General features: G+C 57.6%; 17 protein-coding genes. 8 read left to right on the top strand and 9 right to left on the bottom strand.

Going from position 1 to position 19,594, the window contains the following annotated elements:
• The first annotated feature begins 7 nt into the window (after window positions 1-7).
• Window positions 8-3,232 carry a carbamoyl-phosphate synthase large subunit gene (gene carB, locus R0140_RS23085; RefSeq protein WP_008807485.1) on the top strand — a complete coding sequence of 1,075 codons (3,225 nt, stop codon included), beginning with the start codon at window positions 8-10 and terminating at the stop codon, window positions 3,230-3,232.
• A 167-nt stretch (window positions 3,233-3,399) separates the two neighbouring features.
• Complete coding sequence (locus R0140_RS23080) at window positions 3,400-3,633, top strand: YgdI/YgdR family lipoprotein (RefSeq protein ID WP_002888059.1); 234 nt, start codon at window positions 3,400-3,402, stop codon at window positions 3,631-3,633.
• Between the two features lie 47 nt (window positions 3,634-3,680).
• Here R0140_RS23080 and R0140_RS23075 read toward each other — a convergent pair whose 3' ends face one another.
• From R0140_RS23075 to idnO, 3 genes are read right to left on the bottom strand one after another with little or no spacing between them, the layout of a single operon-like run.
• Entirely contained in the window at window positions 3,681-4,148 is a 468-nt protein-coding gene (locus R0140_RS23075; RefSeq protein WP_008807484.1) for a NanQ anomerase/TabA/YiaL family protein, read from the bottom strand.
• Entirely contained in the window at window positions 4,145-4,675 is a 531-nt protein-coding gene (locus R0140_RS23070) for a gluconokinase (protein WP_016160279.1), read from the bottom strand. Before R0140_RS23070 ends, R0140_RS23075 begins: the two co-directional genes overlap by 4 nt.
• A gap of 15 nt (window positions 4,676-4,690) precedes the next feature.
• Window positions 4,691-5,455, bottom strand: a complete 765-nt coding sequence (gene idnO, locus R0140_RS23065) for a gluconate 5-dehydrogenase (protein ID WP_008807482.1) — start codon at window positions 5,453-5,455, stop codon at window positions 4,691-4,693.
• 236 nt (window positions 5,456-5,691) lie between these two features.
• On the opposite strand from idnO, the gene R0140_RS23060 reads away from it, so the two are divergent.
• From R0140_RS23060 to folA, 6 genes are all read left to right on the top strand, one after another.
• A complete protein-coding gene (locus R0140_RS23060) occupies window positions 5,692-6,684 on the top strand; it encodes a LacI family DNA-binding transcriptional regulator (protein ID WP_012542881.1) in 993 nt (330 codons plus the stop codon).
• A gap of 210 nt (window positions 6,685-6,894) precedes the next feature.
• The gene (locus tag R0140_RS23055) at window positions 6,895-7,845 is read left to right on the top strand and encodes a 2-hydroxyacid dehydrogenase (RefSeq protein ID WP_022066144.1); all 951 of its coding nucleotides are present in this window, start codon (window positions 6,895-6,897) and stop codon (window positions 7,843-7,845) included.
• A 70-nt stretch (window positions 7,846-7,915) separates the two neighbouring features.
• The gene (locus tag R0140_RS23050) at window positions 7,916-9,220 is read left to right on the top strand and encodes an MFS transporter (protein ID WP_032756190.1); all 1,305 of its coding nucleotides are present in this window, start codon (window positions 7,916-7,918) and stop codon (window positions 9,218-9,220) included.
• 95 nt (window positions 9,221-9,315) lie between these two features.
• Window positions 9,316-9,849, top strand: coding sequence for a glutathione-regulated potassium-efflux system oxidoreductase KefF (gene kefF, locus R0140_RS23045; protein ID WP_047667413.1), 534 nt, complete (start codon window positions 9,316-9,318; stop codon window positions 9,847-9,849).
• A complete protein-coding gene (gene kefC / locus R0140_RS23040) occupies window positions 9,842-11,707 on the top strand; it encodes a glutathione-regulated potassium-efflux system protein KefC (RefSeq protein WP_012542877.1) in 1,866 nt (621 codons plus the stop codon). The genes kefF and kefC overlap by 8 nt, the downstream gene beginning before the upstream one ends.
• Window positions 11,708-11,881: 174 nt before the next feature.
• Window positions 11,882-12,361, top strand: a complete 480-nt coding sequence (folA, locus tag R0140_RS23035) for a type 3 dihydrofolate reductase (protein ID WP_008807476.1) — start codon at window positions 11,882-11,884, stop codon at window positions 12,359-12,361.
• 292 nt (window positions 12,362-12,653) lie between these two features.
• Here the strand turns inward: folA and apaH are convergent, their stop codons facing one another.
• The 6 genes from apaH to lptD are packed head-to-tail and all read right to left on the bottom strand — an operon-like array spanning window position 12,654 to window position 19,389.
• Complete coding sequence (gene apaH / locus R0140_RS23030) at window positions 12,654-13,502, bottom strand: bis(5'-nucleosyl)-tetraphosphatase (symmetrical) ApaH (RefSeq protein WP_008807475.1); 849 nt, start codon at window positions 13,500-13,502, stop codon at window positions 12,654-12,656.
• A 4-nt stretch (window positions 13,503-13,506) separates the two neighbouring features.
• On the bottom strand, window positions 13,507-13,884 hold the full coding sequence (gene apaG / locus R0140_RS23025; protein WP_004204274.1) for a Co2+/Mg2+ efflux protein ApaG: 378 nt from the start codon (window positions 13,882-13,884) through the stop codon (window positions 13,507-13,509).
• Between the two features lie 2 nt (window positions 13,885-13,886).
• Window positions 13,887-14,708: a 16S rRNA (adenine(1518)-N(6)/adenine(1519)-N(6))-dimethyltransferase RsmA gene (gene rsmA / locus R0140_RS23020; protein ID WP_008807474.1), complete on the bottom strand. Its 822-nt coding sequence runs from the start codon at window positions 14,706-14,708 to the stop codon at window positions 13,887-13,889.
• Window positions 14,705-15,694 (bottom strand): 4-hydroxythreonine-4-phosphate dehydrogenase PdxA, encoded by a 990-nt coding sequence (gene pdxA / locus R0140_RS23015; protein WP_012542876.1) that lies wholly within the window; start codon window positions 15,692-15,694, stop codon window positions 14,705-14,707. Before pdxA ends, rsmA begins: the two co-directional genes overlap by 4 nt.
• Before the next feature lie 5 nt (window positions 15,695-15,699).
• Window positions 15,700-16,986 carry a peptidylprolyl isomerase SurA gene (surA, locus tag R0140_RS23010; RefSeq protein ID WP_008807472.1) on the bottom strand — a complete coding sequence of 429 codons (1,287 nt, stop codon included), beginning with the start codon at window positions 16,984-16,986 and terminating at the stop codon, window positions 15,700-15,702.
• Window positions 16,987-17,040: 54 nt separating this feature from the next.
• Window positions 17,041-19,389, bottom strand: a complete 2,349-nt coding sequence (gene lptD, locus R0140_RS23005) for an LPS assembly protein LptD (protein WP_008807471.1) — start codon at window positions 19,387-19,389, stop codon at window positions 17,041-17,043.
• Window positions 19,390-19,594 lie beyond the last annotated feature (205 nt).

Raw genomic sequence — 19,594 nt, 5'->3', positions numbered from 1 at the left:
AAGAGCAATGCCAAAACGTACAGACATAAAAAGTATCCTGATTCTGGGCGCGGGCCCGATTGTTATCGGTCAGGCGTGTGAGTTTGACTACTCCGGCGCGCAGGCCTGTAAAGCCCTGCGTGAAGAGGGCTACCGCGTTATTCTGGTGAACTCCAACCCAGCGACCATCATGACCGACCCGGAAATGGCTGATGCGACCTACATCGAGCCGATTCACTGGGAAGTGGTACGTAAAATTATCGAAAAAGAGCGCCCGGATGCCGTGCTGCCGACCATGGGCGGCCAGACCGCGCTGAACTGTGCGCTGGAGCTGGAACGTCAGGGCGTGCTGGCAGAGTTCGGCGTGACCATGATCGGCGCCACTGCGGACGCGATTGATAAAGCGGAAGACCGTCGTCGCTTCGACGTGGCGATGAAGAAAATCGGCCTCGACACCGCGCGCTCCGGCATCGCCCACACCATGGAAGAAGCGCTGGCGGTTGCCGCCGACGTTGGCTTCCCGTGCATTATCCGTCCGTCCTTTACGATGGGCGGCACCGGCGGCGGTATAGCCTATAACCGCGAAGAGTTCGAAGAAATCTGCGAACGCGGCCTGGATCTCTCTCCGACCAACGAACTGCTGATCGATGAATCGCTGATCGGCTGGAAAGAGTACGAGATGGAAGTGGTGCGCGATAAGAACGACAACTGCATCATCGTCTGCTCGATTGAAAACTTCGATGCCATGGGGATCCATACCGGCGACTCCATCACCGTTGCCCCGGCGCAGACCCTGACCGACAAAGAATACCAAATCATGCGTAACGCCTCGATGGCGGTCCTGCGTGAAATCGGTGTGGAAACCGGCGGCTCAAACGTGCAGTTCTCGGTGAACCCGAAAGACGGTCGCCTGATCGTTATCGAAATGAACCCGCGCGTCTCCCGCTCTTCGGCGCTGGCCTCGAAAGCCACCGGCTTCCCGATTGCTAAAGTGGCGGCCAAGCTGGCAGTGGGCTACACCCTTGACGAGCTGATGAACGACATCACCGGCGGTCGCACTCCGGCTTCCTTCGAGCCGTCCATCGACTACGTGGTCACCAAAATTCCACGCTTCAACTTCGAAAAATTCGCTGGCGCGAACGACCGTCTGACCACGCAGATGAAATCCGTCGGCGAAGTGATGGCCATTGGCCGCACCCAGCAGGAATCGCTGCAGAAAGCGCTGCGCGGCCTGGAAGTGGGCGCCACCGGCTTCGACCCGAAAGTGAGCCTCGACGACCCGGAAGCGCTGACCAAAATTCGCCGCGAGCTGAAAGACGCTGGCGCCGAGCGTATCTGGTACATCGCGGATGCCTTCCGCGCCGGCCTCTCGGTAGACGGCGTCTTCAACCTGACCAATATCGACCGCTGGTTCCTGGTGCAGATTGAAGAGCTGGTGCGTCTGGAAGAGAAAGTGGTGGAAGTGGGCATCAACGGCCTCGACGCCGACTTCCTGCGTACCCTGAAGCGTAAAGGCTTTGCCGATGCGCGTCTGGCGAAACTGGCGGGCGTGCGGGAAGCGGAAATTCGCAAGCTGCGCGACCAGTATGACCTGCATCCGGTCTACAAGCGCGTGGACACCTGCGCCGCCGAATTCGCCACCGATACCGCCTACATGTACTCCACTTATGAAGAAGAGTGTGAGTCCAACCCGTCCGTTGACCGCGATAAAATCATGGTCCTCGGCGGCGGCCCGAACCGTATCGGCCAGGGTATCGAATTTGACTACTGCTGCGTACACGCCTCTCTGGCGCTGCGCGAAGACGGTTACGAGACCATCATGGTCAACTGTAACCCGGAAACCGTGTCTACCGACTATGACACCTCCGACCGTCTGTACTTCGAGCCGGTGACCCTGGAAGACGTGCTGGAAATCGTGCGCATCGAGAAGCCGAAGGGCGTTATCGTCCAGTACGGCGGCCAGACGCCGCTGAAGCTGGCGCGCGCCCTGGAAGCCGCAGGCGTACCGGTTATCGGCACCAGCCCGGACGCTATCGACCGCGCGGAAGACCGTGAGCGCTTCCAGCATGCGGTTGACCGTCTGAAGCTGAAGCAGCCGGCGAACGCCACCGTCACTGCCATTGAGCAGGCGGTAGAGAGAGCGAAAGAGATTGGCTACCCGCTGGTGGTTCGTCCGTCTTACGTGCTCGGCGGCCGGGCGATGGAAATTGTTTACGACGAACAGGATCTGCGCCGCTACTTCCAGACCGCGGTTAGCGTCTCCAACGATGCACCGGTACTGCTGGATCGCTTCCTCGACGACGCGATTGAAGTGGATGTCGATGCCATCTGCGACGGCGAAATGGTGCTGATTGGCGGCATCATGGAGCATATCGAGCAGGCGGGCGTACACTCCGGCGACTCAGCCTGTTCCCTGCCAGCGTATACGCTGAGCCAGGAAATTCAGGATGTGATGCGCGAGCAGGTGCAGAAGCTGGCTTTCGAGCTGCAGGTTCGTGGTCTGATGAACGTCCAGTTCGCGGTGAAAGATAACGAAGTTTATCTGATTGAAGTGAACCCGCGTGCGGCGCGTACCGTGCCGTTCGTCTCCAAAGCCACCGGTGTCCCGCTGGCGAAAGTCGCGGCGCGCGTAATGGCCGGTAAGACGCTGGCGCAGCAGGGCGTGACCAAAGAGATCATCCCGCCGTACTACTCTGTGAAAGAGGTGGTTCTGCCGTTCAACAAATTCCCGGGCGTTGACCCGCTGTTAGGGCCTGAAATGCGCTCTACCGGGGAAGTGATGGGCGTGGGTCGTACCTTCGCGGAAGCGTTCGCCAAAGCGCAGCTGGGCAGCAACTCAACCATGAAGAAACAGGGCCGCGCGCTGCTCTCCGTCCGCGAAGGCGATAAAGAGCGCGTGGTTGACCTGGCGGCGAAGCTGCTGAAGTTTGGCTTTGAGCTGGATGCGACCCACGGTACGGCGATTGTACTGGGCGAAGCCGGTATCAACCCGCGTCTGGTGAACAAGGTGCATGAAGGTCGTCCGCACATTCAGGACCGTATCAAGAATGGCGAATACACCTACATCATCAACACCACCGCAGGTCGCCAGGCGATTGAAGACTCCAAGCTGATTCGCCGCAGCGCGCTGCAGTACAAGGTGCATTACGACACCACCCTGAACGGCGGCTTTGCCACCGCGATGGCGCTGAACGCTGACGCCACCGAGAAGGTGATTTCGGTTCAGGAAATGCACGCGCAAATCACCAAATAAGCGCGCCGGCCTGGCCGGAGAGCAACAAACCAGGGCTGACGACATTGTCAGCCCTTTTTTTGGCTGCAGTCATCTTCGGAGAGTTCTGCTTTTAACCACCTGTCGGGTCAGGCTAACTATAGTGAGCACCATAACGATACCTATTGATGAAAAGACAGGAGGATACAATGCGGAACAATATTCTGGTGGCATCCGCACTGGCAGCGACGGCAATCATGTTCGTGGCCGGCTGCTCATCGAATCAGTCGATCAAAACCACCGATGGCAAGACCATTGTCACCAGCGGCAAACCGCAGGTGGATGATGACACCGGCCTCGTCTCATACAAAAATGCCGAAACCGGCCGCGTGGAGCAGATTAACCGCGACCAGGTGAAGTCCATGGATGAGCTGGATAACTAATGGTTATCCCAGGCCCCGCGGGGAGTGTGCGGGGCCGAACGATCGCGTTACAGTAGCGCGCGATCGATTTTAACCACGATTTTACGCAACGCTGCGCCTTGTTCGAGGCAGGCCATCGGGCGGTGTAATTCGCCAGGGAAGAGGATCGCCAGCTCTTCCGGGTAGAGATGAATCAGCGTTTCGCTGTCGATAGCCTGACAGAAACCGATATCCTGCGTCGTGTTGAAGTGACCATCTTCAACGACCGGCAGCCCTTTATTCCCGGCACCGATGATCTCTTCACCTTTCAGCACAATGTGAATGTCGAGATATTGACGATGATATTCCGGGCGTTGCTCGCTCAGCGGCCGGGTATGGCCTTCGACGACGGTAAAAAACACATTATCACTCTCGACGGTATATTTCCCCGGCGGCAGCGCGTGCGGTTGTTGCTGTAACACGGCCTGCAGCGCCTGGCGGATCACCGGCGGATAGAGCTCATTTTCGGCGGCGGCGGTTAAGGTATCGATAATCATGCCGGGATCCTCTGCGGTTGTTGCGAATGAAGTAACGTTAATGAGTGAGCGACAATACTGGCGATGTCGGGGGTAATATCGACGGCCAGAACATCGCTTTCACTGGCGTCTGGCGTCTCCAGGGCGGCAAACTGGCTACGCAGTAACGCTTCTGGCATAAAGTGGCCTTTACGCTGGCGCATTCGCTGCAAAATGCAGTCATAATCCCCGGTCAACCACAGGAAGCGTAGCTTCGCGTTCCCCTCACGCAGGCGGTCGCGATAGCGCTTTTTTAATGCGGAACAGACCAATACACCTGACTCGTTTTTCTGCTCAAGACTGAAAATGACGTCGGCGATACGCGTCAGCCACGGCTGACGATCCTCATCATTCAGCGGCTGGCTGGTGGCCATTTTGACGATATTGTTGCGTGGATGAAGGTCGTCGCCGTCGATAAATTTCGCTCCCAGCGCGTGGGCCAATGCCTGACCGACGGTGGATTTGCCGGTTCCGGAGACGCCCATCAAAATAATGCATTGTCCTGCCATCATGCGCTCCTTCTCTCAGACCGCGACCAGCATGCCGCCGTCAACGAACAGCAGATGGCCGTTGACGAAATTCGACGCGTTTGACGATAAAAAGACGGCAGCGCCGACCAGCTCCTGCGGATCGCCCCAGCGGGCGGCAGGGGTGCGTTTGCATAACCAGTCGGTAAACGCCTTATCCTCAACCAGCGTCCGGGTCATCGCCGTATTAAAGTAGCCCGGGGCAATGCCGTTGACCTGAATGTTGTGCCGCGCCAGCTCAACGCACATTCCGCGGGTTAGCATCTTCACCGCGCCTTTGGCGGCGGCGTAGGGGGTGATGGTGTCGCGCCCCAGCTCGCTCTGCATGGAGCAGATATTGATGATTTTTCCCTGCTGGCGGTCAACCATGCGCTTCGCGACGGCCTGAGAGACGAGAAATACCGCCGTCTGGTTAACTGAAATCACGTCATTCCATTCCTGCACCGGGAATTCGGTAAACGGGTGGCGGCGCTGGATCCCGGCGTTATTGAATAACACGTCAATCGGGCCAAGATGCGCTTCGATATTGGCAATGGCTTCTTCAACGGCCTCGGCATCGGTCACGTTAAATACCGCAGCATGGGCGGTGGCGCCTTCGTCGCGGAGCTTCATCACCGCATCGTCCGCTCGCGGGGCAGAAAGGTCATTAATAATGATTTCTGCGCCATATTGCGCCAGACCCTGAGCCATGACAAAACCGATCCCCTGTCCTGCGCCCGTAATTAAAATGCGTTTACCTTGTAAGCTGAAAAGATCGTTCATCTCGATATCCTGATTAGCGGCTGAAGAAAACCTGTGCCCTATCTCACGGATTTTTACCGGGGGAAACTGTGATGAAGATCACTCGGAACCGTGTTACAAAAAGGGGTTACTTTAAACGTGACGCTGCCGGTAAATCTCGCTGACTCAACGGGTTAACGGCTACGGACTGGCATTCTCTTTTGCCCCCCCGACAGGCATAATGGCCTGAAGCAGTCAGGTATTTGGCGGACACACAGATGAAAGCACAACGCATTACTCTCCATGATATTGCCGAGCTGGCTGGCGTAACCAAGATGACCGTTAGCCGCTATTTGCGCACCCCGGAAAAGGTGAAACCGGAGACGGCGGAGCGTATTGCCAGCGTGATAGCGGAGATCGGCTATCAGCCCGACCCGGATAATCCGGCGATGACCAGCGTCGCCGTGCCGCGGATTGGCGTACTCATTCCCTCCTTTCATAATCAAATTTTTGCCGATCTGCTGGCCGGCATCGAATCTGTTACCGCCGGGCATGGTTACCAGACGCTGGTGGTGAATTACGACTACGATCGCCAGCGTGAAGAGGAGCAGATTGCCGCCGTGCTGGCGTTTAACGTGAAAGGACTGCTGCTGACCGAGTCGGTGCACTCCCTGCGGGCGGACAAGTATCTGAATGCCGCGAAGATCCCGATCGCCGAAGTGATGGGGCTGGCGGAGAATCCAGGACGCATTAACGTCGGATTCGATAACTTCCAGGCCGGCTTCGATATGACCACCATGCTGCTGGCCAGCGGTAAACGACGGATCATCTACTTCGGCTCGATGTCTGACGTCCGCGACGAGCAGCGTTATCTGGGCTACTGTCGGGCGATGGAGAGTGCCGGGCTGGCGGTGGGGCGCATTGCGCCGAATAAAGTCTCGTCGGTTTCCATTGGCACCGGCATGATGACCCTGGCGCGGCAAATGTACGCCGATATGGACGGTATCCTGTGCACTAATGACGACCTGGCGGTGGGCGTGTTACAGGAGTGCCTGGCATCCGGTATCAGCGTGCCCCAGGAGCTGGCTATCGCGGGCTTTCATGGCCTGGAGATTGGCCAGATCGTCTCTCCCCGGCTGGCCAGCGTCCTGACGCCGCGCTTCGAGATGGGTAAGGTGGCGACAGAGATTTTAATAAAGAAAATCAAAGGACTGCCCACCATTGAAAAAGTGGACCTCCACTACCGCCTGTCGATGGGCGAAACGATTTAACGGCCACCAGCCAGCGCCTGTCGTGTGTTAGCGAAAGGTTAATGCGCGCGCGGTCCATCGCCTGTCTGGTCGCCGTTTTGTCTTCACGATCACGCGTCCGGTAACACGCATTTTTAACACGATTCAGCGTGATACAGATCGCAAAATCCCCCGATAAAAACCCGTTTGATAGTGGCTACCGTCGTAACCAAACGTCAAACAGGTGATCTGATGAAGAGTGTTATTCCCCGCGCCGTCCTTTTAGTGGCCCCCGTAATTGAAACCCTGCAGCGGCAGCTGGCGGAGCATTTCCCGCTGCTGCGTCTCTACGAGCAGGACGATCCGATCGCCTTTCTGCGTGAACAAGGAGAGAACATTGCCGTCGTGGTCACTCGCGGCGACGTCGGCGTAGCAAACAGCGTCCTTGAGTTGCTGCCTCAGGCTGGGCTGATTGCCATCTTCGGCGTCGGTACCGATGCGGTGGATCTGGCGTATGCCCGCTCGCGGCAAATTGCCGTCACCATCACCTCCGGGGTGTTGACGAATGATGTCGCTGACCTGGCGATGGGGCTGCTGCTGGCCGGTTCCCGTCAGCTCTGTCAGGGTGATCGCTTTGTCCGCGAGGGACGCTGGCTGAGCGGTGGTATGCCGTTGGCGACTCAGGTCAGCGGGAAGCGTATCGGCCTGCTGGGCATGGGGAATATTGGCCAGGCGATCGCCCGCCGGGCGCGGGGTTTTGATATGCAGGTGCTGTATACCGACCGTAAAAAGATAGCGGGCCTCGATTATCAGTGGTGTGCCGACCTGCATACCCTGGCGCATGAGAGCGATTTTCTGGTGATTGCCGCATCCGGCGGCGAGGCGAACCGCGGCATCATCGACGCCTCGGTGTTTAACGTGATGCCGGCTCATGCCTGGCTTATCAATATTGCCCGCGGTTCGCTGGTGGATGAAAAGGCGTTGATCCACGCGTTACAAAACGGCGTTATCGCCGGGGCCGGGCTCGATGTTTTCGAACAGGAACCCCAGGTCCCGGCGGCGCTGATCGCCCTCGATAACGTGGTGCTGCAGCCGCATGTCGCCAGCGCCACGCAGGAAACACGACAGAAAATGAGCGAAGTGGTTTTTGCTAACGTCGCCGCCTGGTTTGCCGGCGCAGCGCTGCCAAACGCTATCGATTAATTAGCTTTTTATTTCTGTACCCGCGCGATCTCAATCAAAACAATAACCTCTGCATAGAGAGTGCAAATATATGAACGAGAAAATTCCCAGCACCCGTTGGCTGCGTATCATTGTGCCGGTGTTAATTGCCTGCATTATGTCATTTATGGACCGGGTTAATATTAGCTTTGCCCTGCCAGGCGGCATGGAGGCCGATTTAGGCATTACCAGCCAAATGGCCGGCGTGGCCAGTGGTATCTTTTTTATTGGTTATTTATTTTTGCAAATTCCCGGTGGGCGAATTGCGGTTAACGGCAGCGGTAAAAAATTTATTGCCTGGTCGCTGGTAGCCTGGGCTATCGTTTCCGTGGCGACAGGGTTTGTGACTCATCAATATCAACTGCTGGTGCTGCGATTTATTCTCGGGGTTTCGGAAGGGGGAATGCTGCCGGTAGTGCTGACCATGGTCAGCAATTGGTTTCCGGAAAAAGAGCTGGGTCGCGCGAACGCGTTTGTGATGATGTTTGCCCCGCTCGGCGGCATGCTCACCGCGCCGGTCTCCGGCGCCATTATTGCGGCGCTTGACTGGCGCTGGCTGTTTATCATCGAAGGGCTGTTGTCGCTGGTGGTGCTGGTCGTGTGGTGGTTTATGATCAGCGACCGTCCGCAAGAGGCCCACTGGTTGCCCGCCCGCGAGCGTGACTATCTGGTGACCACCCTGGCCGCCGAGCGTGCGGCGAAGCAGGCCGAAGCCCCAGTCAGCAAGGCCCCGGTGAAGGATGTGTTTGGTAATGCCGGACTGATGAAGCTGGTGATCCTCAATTTTTTCTACCAGACCGGGGATTATGGCTACACGCTGTGGCTGCCGACCATTCTGAAGGGGTTAACCGGCGGCAACATGGCCAGCGTTGGCTTCCTGGCGGTGCTGCCGTTTGTCGCCACGCTGGCCGGGATCTATGTGATTTCGTTGTTCAGCGACCACAGCGGTAAGCGTCGTCTGTGGGTTCGCTTCTCGCTCTACAGTTTTGCGGCAGCGCTGGTGGCGTCGGTGGTGCTGCGCGACCACATGGTGGCGGCCTATATCGCGCTGGTGATCTGCGGCTTCTTTCTCAAATCGGCTACCAGTCCGTTCTGGTCGATGCCGGGGCGTATCGCTTCGCCGGAGGTGGCGGGCAGCGCACGCGGGGTGATCAATGGTCTGGGCAATCTCGGCGGATTCTGTGGCCCCTATCTGGTGGGCGTGATGATGTATCTCTACGGCCAGAATGTGGCGGTCTGCGCCCTGGCCGGTTCGTTGATTATCGCCGGCACAATGACCTTTCTGCTACCGAAGCAATGCGATCTGGTCGACAGCGATTCTGATGTGGCGATCAAGAATCAACCCCGAAATGCGTAACCCACTGCGACATAAATCACAGTTATCATTGTAAGCGGTTGGCTTAACTGTCTACACTCTTGCTGATTACGACAAGAGCAAACGCAGGCCAATCAATGATTCTGATAATTTATGCGCATCCTTATCCGCAGCATTCTCATGCGAATAAGCGAATGCTTGAACAGGCAGGGACGCTTGAAGGCGTAGAGATACGCTCCCTCTATCAACTCTATCCCGACTTTAATATCGATGTCGCCGCCGAGCAGGCGGCGCTGGTCCGTGCCGATCTGGTTATCTGGCAGCACCCTATGCAATGGTATAGCGTACCGCCGCTGCTCAAGCTGTGGATGGACAAAGTGTTGGCGCACGGCTGGGCCTATGGTCACAACGGTATTGCCCTGCGCGGTAAATCGCTGATGTGGGCGGTGACCACCGGCGGCGGTGAAAGCCACTTCGACATCGGCTCATTCCCCGGTTTTCCGGTGCTGGCGCAGCCGTTGCAGGCAACCGCGCTTTACTGCGGAATGAAATGGCTGCCGCCGTTCGCCATGCACTGCACTTTTATCTGCGATGACGAAACGCTGCAGGCGCAGGCCCGCCATTATCGTCAACGCTTAATCGACTGGCAGGAGGCACACCAGAATGGATAGCCATACGCTGATACAAGCGCTGATTTACCTGGGCGCCGCGGCGCTGATTGTGCCCATCGCCGTCCGCCTGGGGCTGGGGTCGGTGCTGGGCTATCTGATCGCTGGCTGTATTATCGGCCCGTGGGGGCTGCGGCTGGTGACTGACGCCGAGGCGATTCTGCACTTTGCCGAGATCGGCGTGGTGCTGATGCTGTTCGTGATTGGTCTGGAGCTGGATCCGCAGCGGCTGTGGAAGCTACGTGCCTCGGTGTTCGGCGGCGGCGCGCTGCAGATGGTGGCCTGCGGGGTATTGATCGGTCTGTTCTGCATGCTGCTGGGCCTGCGCTGGCAGGTGGCCGAGCTGATAGGCATGACCCTGGCGCTCTCTTCCACAGCCATTGCGATGCAGGCGATGAATGAGCGCAATCTGACGGTGTCGCAGATGGGGCGGAGCGCCTTCGCGGTGCTGCTGTTCCAGGATATCGCGGCGATCCCATTGGTGGCGATGATCCCCCTGCTGGCGGCCAGCGGCGGCGCCACCTCGCTGGTGGCGTTTGCCCTCTCCGCGCTGAAGGTGGCCGCGGCGCTGGCGCTGGTGGTGGCCCTGGGGCGCTATCTGACCCGTCCGCTGCTGCGCTTTGTCGCCCGTTCCGGCCTGCGCGAAGTGTTCAGCGCCGTGGCGCTGTTCCTGGTCTTCGGCTTTGGATTGCTGCTGGAGGAAGTCGGGCTGTCGATGGCGATGGGGGCGTTTCTCGCCGGGGTGCTGCTGGCCAGCTCCGAGTATCGTCATGCGCTGGAGAGCGATATCGAGCCGTTTAAAGGGCTGCTGCTGGGGCTGTTCTTTATCGGCGTCGGCATGTCGATTGACTTCGGCACTCTCGTGACCCATCCGCTGCGTATCGTTATTTTGCTGGTCGGTTTCCTGGCGATAAAAATGCTGATGCTGTGGCTTATCGCCAGGCCGCTGGGCGTGCCACGCGCCCAGCGCCGCTGGTTTGCGGTGCTGCTGGGGCAGGGAAGCGAGTTCGCGTTTGTGGTCTTTGGCGCCGCGCGGATGGCGGATGTGCTGGACGGCGAATGGGCTAAGGCGCTGACCCTGGCGGTGGCGCTGTCGATGGCGGCAACGCCGGTCTTGCTGGTCCTGCTGACCCGTCTGGAGAAATCGGCCAGCGGCCAGGCGCGGGATGCTGACGAGATTGATGAAGAGCAGCCGCGGGTGATTGTTGCCGGCTTTGGCCGCTTCGGGCAGATTGCCGGGCGACTGTTGCTCTCCAGCGGGGTGAAGATGGTTATCCTCGATCACGACCCGGATCATGTTGATACCTTGCGCAAATTTGATATGAAGGTTTTCTACGGCGATGCCACCCGGGTCGACCTGCTGGAATCGGCCGGCGCCGAAAAGGCGGAAGTACTGATCAATGCCATAGACGATCCGCACGTCAGCCTTGAGCTGGTGGAAAGGGTAAAAGAGCATTTTCCGCATCTGCAGATCATCTCCCGCGCCCGCGATGTCGATCATTACATCAAGCTGCGCCAGGCTGGCGTCGAGGCGCCGGAGCGTGAAACCTTCGAGGCGGCGCTGAAGTCCGGCCGAATGACGCTGGAGGCGCTGGGACTCGGCGCCTATGAAGCCCGCGAGCGGGCCGATCTGTTCCGTCGCTTCAACCTGCAGATGGTCGAAGAGATGGTGGCGATGGCGGAAAACGACGCGGCGTCGCGGGTGGCGGTCTTCAAGCGGACCAGCGATATGCTCACCGGCATCATCAACGAAGATCGTCATCATCTGTCGCTGGTGCAGCGTCACGGCTGGCAGGGGACGGAAGAGGGCAGGCACACCGGGGATATTGCCGATGAGCCGGAAAATAAGCCCTCAGCCTGACGCTCGTCAGTAACATTTTGTTTTCCGTTTAGAACCGGTTCTGGCGGCCCACGGTGTGAACGTGGGCTTGCCAGCAAATCAGAAAATTTTCTTATTCTTTACCTTCCGGCCAGTCGACGAAGTAGTACGCTTTCCGTATAGTGGCGACAATTTTTTGCACTCGGGAATGAATGAATGATCAGTCTGATTGCGGCGTTAGCGGTAGATCGCGTCATTGGTATGGAAAACGCCATGCCATGGAACCTGCCTGCCGATCTCGCCTGGTTCAAACGCAACACGTTAAATAAGCCGGTGGTGATGGGGCGTCTGACCTGGGAATCCATTGGGCGCCCGTTGCCGGGGCGTAAAAATATCGTGATCAGCAGCAAACCCGGCAGCGACGATCGCGTGCAGTGGGTCTCCTCAGTGGAGGAAGCGATTGCTGCCTGCGGCGATGTGGAAGAGATTATGGTGATTGGCGGCGGCCGCGTTTATGAGCAGTTCCTGCCGAAAGCGCATAAGCTCTATCTGACGCACATTGATGCGGAAGTGGAAGGCGATACCCATTTCCCGGATTACGACCCGGACGAGTGGGAGTCGGTGTTCAGCGAGTTTCATGACGCTGACGCGCAGAACTCCCACAGCTACTGCTTTGAGATCCTCGAACGCCGTTAAGCGGGAAGGATAGCAATGAAAAAACCCCGGTCGCGCCTGGCGTGACCGGGGTTTTCTTTTGCGTGAATTCCGCGACGAAGGCGCAATCAGTATCTCGTCATGTTCCCCGTCGCGGGCTTCGTCTTTCGGGAGCGCTGTCCGGGCGACAAATCGCAAGGAAATGTAGGTCGGGTAAGGCGTGAGCCGCCACCCGACACAAAAGTGGCTCCGCGCCCGCCGTTCTTGCCCGGGGCGACAAATCGCAAGGCAATGTAGCCCGGATAAGGCGCAACGCGCCGCCATCCGGGAAGACTCAGGACGCGACGGCTTCGCCTTCGTCGAGGCTTTTCTGGCGGTTCGACGGCTGGGTGAAGTACTGCTTATCTTCCCAGCGCAGGCAGGTGAGTTCCCCGCCCCAGCAGCAGCCCGTATCCAGGGCGTAAATCCCCTCCGGCGTACCGCGTCCCTCCAGTGAAGCCCAGTGGCCAAAGGCAATGCTGTAGGCATTGCTGACCGGGCCAGGAATGGCAAACCACGGCTTCAGCGGCGCTGGGGCGTCCTCGGGCGCCTCTTTCGAATACATATCCAGCTGGCCGTTGGGGAAGCAGTAGCGCATGCGGGTAAAAGCATTAGAGATAAAGCGCAGGCGCGCCAGACCGCTCAGCTCGTTGCTCCAGTGATTCGGCATATCGCCATACATGGCATCGAGGAAGAAAGGGTAGGAGTCGCTGGAGAGCACCGCTTCTACATCGCGCGCGCACTGCTGGGCGGTCTCCAGATCCCACTGCGGCGTGATGCCTGCGTGGGCCATCACCAGCTTTTTCTCTTCATCCACCTGCAGCAGCGGCTGGCGACGCAACCAGTTGAGCAGCTCGTCGGCATCCGGGGCTTCCAGCAGGGATTTCAGACGATCCTTCGGCTTGTTACGGCTGATACCGGCGAAGACGGCCAGCAGGTGGAGATCATGGTTGCCCAGCACCAGTCGCACACTGTCGCCCAGAGATTTGACATAGCGCAGGACCTCCAGCGACCCCGGGCCACGGGCCACCAGATCGCCGGTCAGCCATAGCGTATCGGTGCTCGGGTCGAATTCAACCTGCGCTAATAATGCGATCAGTTCATCGTAGCAACCGTGAACGTCGCCAATAAGGTATGTTGACATTGTTTTAATGAATGAGCGTTGGAACTGCGAGACGGAACACAGGGATCTCGATACGGAACGGCGCGCCGTCGATATCGATCATCTCATAATGACCCTGCATGGTTCCCAGCGGCGTTTCGATGACCGCGCCGCTGGTATATTGATATTCACCGCCAGCGGGAATATGTGGTTGCTCGCCGACCACCCCTTCACCCTGAACTTCAGTCTCACGACCGTGGCCGTTAGTGATGAGCCAGTAGCGGCCAAGCAGCTGAACCTGACTCCGCCCCAGATTGCGAATGGTGACGGTATAAGCGAAGACGTAACGCTCTTCTTCCGGAGAAGACTGCGATTCGATATAGACGCTTTGCACCTGAACGCAAACACGAGGCGAATTAATCATGGTTAGCTCTCCTTCGAAGGCAGATTGTTGGATAACCAGTTGGCCATCTTACAGTACTGCTCTACAGAAATATTTTCCGCACGCACTGCCGGGTCGACGCCCAGCTCGGTCAACACTTCAACGCTAAACAGATTGCCGAGACTATTGCGGATGGTCTTACGGCGCTGGTTGAAGGCTTCGGTGGTGATGCGGCTCAGTACCCGGACCTCTTTTACCGGATACGGCATGGTGCGGTGCGGCACCAGGCGAACCACCGCGGAGTCAACCTTAGGCGGCGGGGTAAACGCGCTCGGCGGCACTTCGAGTACCGGGATCACCTGGCAATAATATTGCGCCATCACGCTTAACCGACCATACGCCTTACTGTTCGGCCCGGCAACCAGACGATTGACCACTTCCTTCTGCAGCATAAAGTGCATATCGGCAATGGCATCAGTATAGCTGAACAGATGGAACATTAGCGGCGTCGAGATATTGTACGGCAGGTTGCCGAAGACGCGCAGCGGCTGGCCCATTTTCTCCGCCAGTTCGCCGAAGTTCATGGTCATCGCATCCTGCTGATAGATGGTCAGCTTCGGTCCGAGGAACGGGTGCGTCTGCAGGCGAGCCGCCAGATCGCGGTCCAGTTCGATAACGGTCAGCTGGTCAAGACGTTCGCCGACCGGTTCGGTCAGCGCGGCGAGACCCGGGCCGATTTCAACCATCGCCTGGCCTTTCTGCGGATTAATCGCCGAGACGATGCTGTCGATCACAAACTGATCGTTGAGGAAGTTCTGCCCGAAGCGTTTACGGGCTAAATGGCCCTGATGGACTCGATTATTCATTGGGTATTAACAATCATTTTGATGGCGAGATTAAGCGCCGTGATAAAACTGCCGACGTCCGCTTTTCCCTGACCCGCTAATTCCAGTGCGGTGCCGTGGTCGACGGAGGTACGAATAAAAGGTAAACCGAGCGTAATGTTCACGCCGCGGCCAAAGCCCTGGTATTTTAGCACGGGCAGGCCCTGATCGTGGTACATCGCGAGTACCGCATCGGCATGGTCAAGGTATTTGGGCTGAAAGAGGGTGTCTGCCGGCAGCGGACCGCTGAGGTTCATCCCCTTCGCGCGCATCTCTTCCAGCACCGGAATAATGGTGTCTATCTCTTCCGTTCCCATATGGCCGCCTTCGCCAGCGTGCGGGTTAAGCCCGCAAACCAGCACATGCGGCTGGGCAATGCCAAATTTCGTGCGCAGATCGTGATCGAGAATGGTGATGATCTCGCGCAGCAGCTCGGGCGTTATTGCTTCGCTGATGGCTTTCAACGGCAGATGGGTCGTCACCAGCGCCACCCGCAGCTCCTCGGTCGCCAGCATCATTACCACTTTGCTGGCCTTCGCGCGCTCTTCGAAGAACTCGGTATGACCGGTGAAGGCGATGCCGGCGTCGTTGATGTTGCCTTTGTGCACCGGGCCGGTCACTAACGCCGCAAATTCGCCGCTAAGGCAGCCGTCGCAAGCGCGCGCCAGCGTTTCCACGACATAGGCGCCGTTTTGCACGTTCAGCACGCCGGGTTCCGCCGGAACGTTCAGCGGTACGTTAAGCAGCGTCAGCGTACCAGCGCGTTGCGGAACGGGCGGTTGCGCAGGATCGTATGGGAGGAGAGATAAAGGAAGACCGAGCCGCTGGGCTCGGTCAGTTAACAGGGCGCCGTCGGCGCAGATCACCAGCTCAACTGGCCAGTCGCGCTGGGCAAGCTGCACGACCAGGTCAGGGCCAATCCCGGCGGGTTCGCCGGGAGTGATGACAACTTTACGGATTTCAGGCATCGATATTAGTTGCTCAGAATTTTAACATACGCACTGGCGCGCTGTTCCTGCATCCAGGTTGCCGCTTCTTCAGAGAATTTGCGGTTCATCAGCATGCGGTATGCACGATCTTTCTGCGCGGCGTCGGTTCTGTCGACCTGACGGCTATCCAGCAGTTCGATCAGATGCCAGCCGAAGGAGGAGTGCACCGGTCCGCTGGTCTGCCCTTTGTTCAAACGCATCAGCGCATCGCGGAATGCCGGATCGAAGATGTCCGGCGTCGCCCAACCTAAATCACCGCCCTGGTTTGCTGAACCCGGATCTTCAGAGAACGCTTTCGCCGCTTTGGCGAAGGTGGTTTTCCCGCTCTTAATGTCAGCCGCGATTTGTTCCAGTTTGGCCTGGGCCTGGGCATCATTCATGATCGGCGACGGCTTAAGCAGAATATGACGGGCATGCACTTCGGTGACGGAGATGTTCTGAGTCCCGCCGCGCAGGTCGTTGACTTTCAGAATGTGGAAGCCGACGCCAGAGCGGATCGGGCCGACGATATCCCCTTTTTTGGCGGTGCTTAACGCCTGGGCGAAAATACCTGGCAGCTCCTGGATACGACCCCAGCCCATCTGGCCTCCCTTCAGCGCCTGTTGGTCAGCGGAGTAGGTGATGGCCAGTTTACCGAAGTTAGCGCCGTTGCGCGCTTGTTCAACGATGGCATTCGCTTGCTCCTGAGCTGCGGCAACTTCATCCGCGGTCGGGTTTTCCGCCAGCGGGATCAGGATGTGGCTCAGGTTAAGCTCGGTGCTGGCATCGTTCTGGTCGCCAATCTGTTTTGCCAGCGCTTCGACTTCCTGCGGCAGCACGGTGATACGGCGACGCACTTCATTGTTACGCACTTCCGAAATCAGCATCTCTTTGCGGATCTGGCTACGGTAGGTGTTGTAGTTGATGCCTTCATAGGCCAGACGGCTGCGCATCTGATCCATGGTCATGTTGTTTTGTTTGGCGATGTTGGCGATGGCCTGATCGAGCTGGTCGTCAGAGACCTTCACGCCCATCTTCTGCCCCAACTGCAATACGATCTGGTCCATGATCAGTCTTTCGAGGATTTGATGGCGCAGTGTCGCGTCATCCGGCAGCTGTTGGCCAGCCTGACCCGCATTGAGCTTAACTGATTGCATCAAACCATCGACGTCGCTTTCCAGCACGACGCCATTATTGACGACGGCCGCTACTTTATCGACCACCTGAGGGGCAGCGAAACTGGTATTCGCGATCATGGCGATACCGAGAAGCAGCGTTTTCCAGTTCTTCATACTTTTTCCATTTCAATTAACCGCAAATGCGGACGATGTTGTAAACCAGCCGCATCACAGGGAGCTCTGGTACGGTAAAATGTTCGAACGCAGCATCTGCTGGGTGCCGAGGCCGTAGTTAGAGCTCAGACCGCGCAATTCAATATTGATTCCGAAGGTGTTGTCGTATTTGCTCTCGCCGCCGTTGTTGTTGCTATCCCAGCCGTTGACTTTACGTTCGTAGCCAAGACGGATGGCGTAGCAGCAGGAGTTATACTGAACACCCAACATCTGGTTTGCTGCTTTCCGGGTATTGGTATCGAAGTAGTATGCCCCGACCACGGACCAGCGATCGACGATCGGCCAACTGGCGGTCATCCCCACCTGCGAAATACCCTGTTTATATTGTGCCGCCGTGGAATATGAAGGCAGTGTAGCCTGAATATATTCCGGGCTGGCGTAACGATAGTTAAGCTGGACTAAGCGGTTTTCATCGCGACGGTATTCAATGGTGCCGTTACCGGTGGCGACGTTATCCAGACGGGTGTCGTACTGGATCCCTCCGCGTAAACCCCAGTCATCGGCGATGCGCCAGTAGGTATCGCCGGCCCATACCAGTGAACCCGTGGTGTCGTTGTTCTCCCAGTTGATGTTGTCATCACCGGTGCGTGACTCGGTGAAATAGTAGATTTGACCAACGGAAATATTAAAACGTTCCACGGCGGCGGCATCATACACGCGAGAGGTGATGCCGGTAGTGACCTGGTTGGCTGACGCGATGCGGTCCAGACCGCTATAGGTACGGTCGCGGAACAGGCCGGTGTAGTCCGACTGCAATAGCGTGGAGTCGTAGCTACCGATTTCACTCTGATCGCGGTACGGCACGTACAGATACTGCATGCGCGGTTCCAGCGTTTGGGTGAATCCCTCCTGCAGGTCGCGTTCAAAGACCATTTTACCGTCGATTTTAAACTGCGGCATTACGCGGCTGACAGACTCTTTGTAGTCAGTGCCGTTGGCGGCGTTGTACTTATCGAGGTTGCTCTGCTGGTAGTGGGTCGCCAGCAGCTTGGCTTCAGTATTCAGACTGCCCCAGGCGTTGGACAGCGGCAGGTTGATCGTCGGTTCGAGGTGAACGCGGGTCGCTTCCGGCATGTTGTTATTCGAGTTAACAAAATGGGCGACCTGACCGTACAGATGGGTATCGAACGGACCGACATCGTTCTGGTAGTAGTTGATGTCGAGCTGCGGCTCAGCCGAGTAGGAGTTGCTCGATTCCCGGTCAAAGACCTGGAACTGCTTGGTCGATACCGTCGCGTCAAAGTTCTGATTGACGTAACCGGCGCTGAATTTCTGCGTCGCATAGCCGTCGGTACTGGAACCATATTTCGAGCTGAAATCGTTGAAGTAGTCAGGATCGCTGACCTTGGTGTAGTCAGCGTTCAGACGCCATACCTGATCGATAACCCCGGAGTGGTTCCAGTAGAACAGCCAGCGGCGGCTGTTGCTGTCGCTCGAGTGATCGTCTTCGTAGACTTTATCCGACGGCAGGTAGTCGAATTCAGTTAAGCCGCTGCCGAGCTGGGTCAGGTAGCGGAATTCGTTTTCCCACATCACGCCGCCGCGTTTGTTCATATAGTGCGGGGTGATAGTGGCATCGAAGTTCGGCGCAATGTTCCAGTAGTACGGCAGGGAGAATTCCACACCGTTTTTGGTACTGTATTTGGCGTTCGGGATCAGGAAACCGGAACGACGTTTGTCGCCCACCGGCAACTGCAGGTAAGGGCTGTAGAAAATCGGTACTGAGCCCAGCTTAAAGCGGGCGTTCCAGATCTCGGCAACCTGCTCTTCACGGTCGTGGATGACTTCGCTGCCCACGACGCTCCAGGTGTCGGAGCCCGGCAGACAGGAGGTAAAGCTGCCGTTTTCCAGAATGGTATAGCGGTTTTCGCCGCGCTGTTTCATCAGGTCCGCCGTGCCGCGTCCCTGGCGTCCGACCATTTGATAATCGCCCTGCCAGACGTTGGTATCTTTGGTGTTCAGGTTTGACCAGGCTTTAGGCCCTTTGAGGATCACCTGGTTATCGTCGTAATGGACGTTGCCCAGCGCATCCACCGTTCGCACCGGTTGCGCCTGGCCCGCGGCCTGCTGCTGATGCAGCTGCACTTCGTCGGCACGCAGGCGGCTGTTCCCCTGGTTAATATCGACGTTGCCGGTGAAGACGGCATTATCCGGGTAGTTGCCCTTCGCATGATCGGCGTTAATCGTCACCGGCAGATCGCCAGGCCGCCCTTCCACGAGCGGACGATCAAAGCTTGGCACGCCAAGCATACATTGCGTTGCGAGATCGGCAGCGAGGCCTTGTTGGCTATACAAGGCGCTGGCAATCATCGTAGCCAGGAGGCTGGGAATACGTTTTTTCATACGTTGTATTTATTGTTCCATCATCTTGTGGCAGCGGCTTGCAAACGGTCAGAGCCTAACTTACTCAACATTATCACGCTAGTGTTAATCCTGCCCGTTTCGAGCCCGAGCGTTAGGCACCCTGTTGAATGACGAGTATGATAAAGCAAATTATAGGCTATGTCCCACAATTGACCGAGGCGCGAGTGCCGGGTAACGTGCGGTC

The sequence above is a fragment of the Klebsiella sp. w6 genome, assembly GCF_033100215.1.
Classification (GTDB): Bacteria; Pseudomonadota; Gammaproteobacteria; order Enterobacterales; family Enterobacteriaceae; genus Klebsiella; species Klebsiella variicola.
The sequence above is the reverse complement of the archived record's forward strand: the minus strand, read 5'-3'. Positions and strand labels throughout refer to the sequence as shown.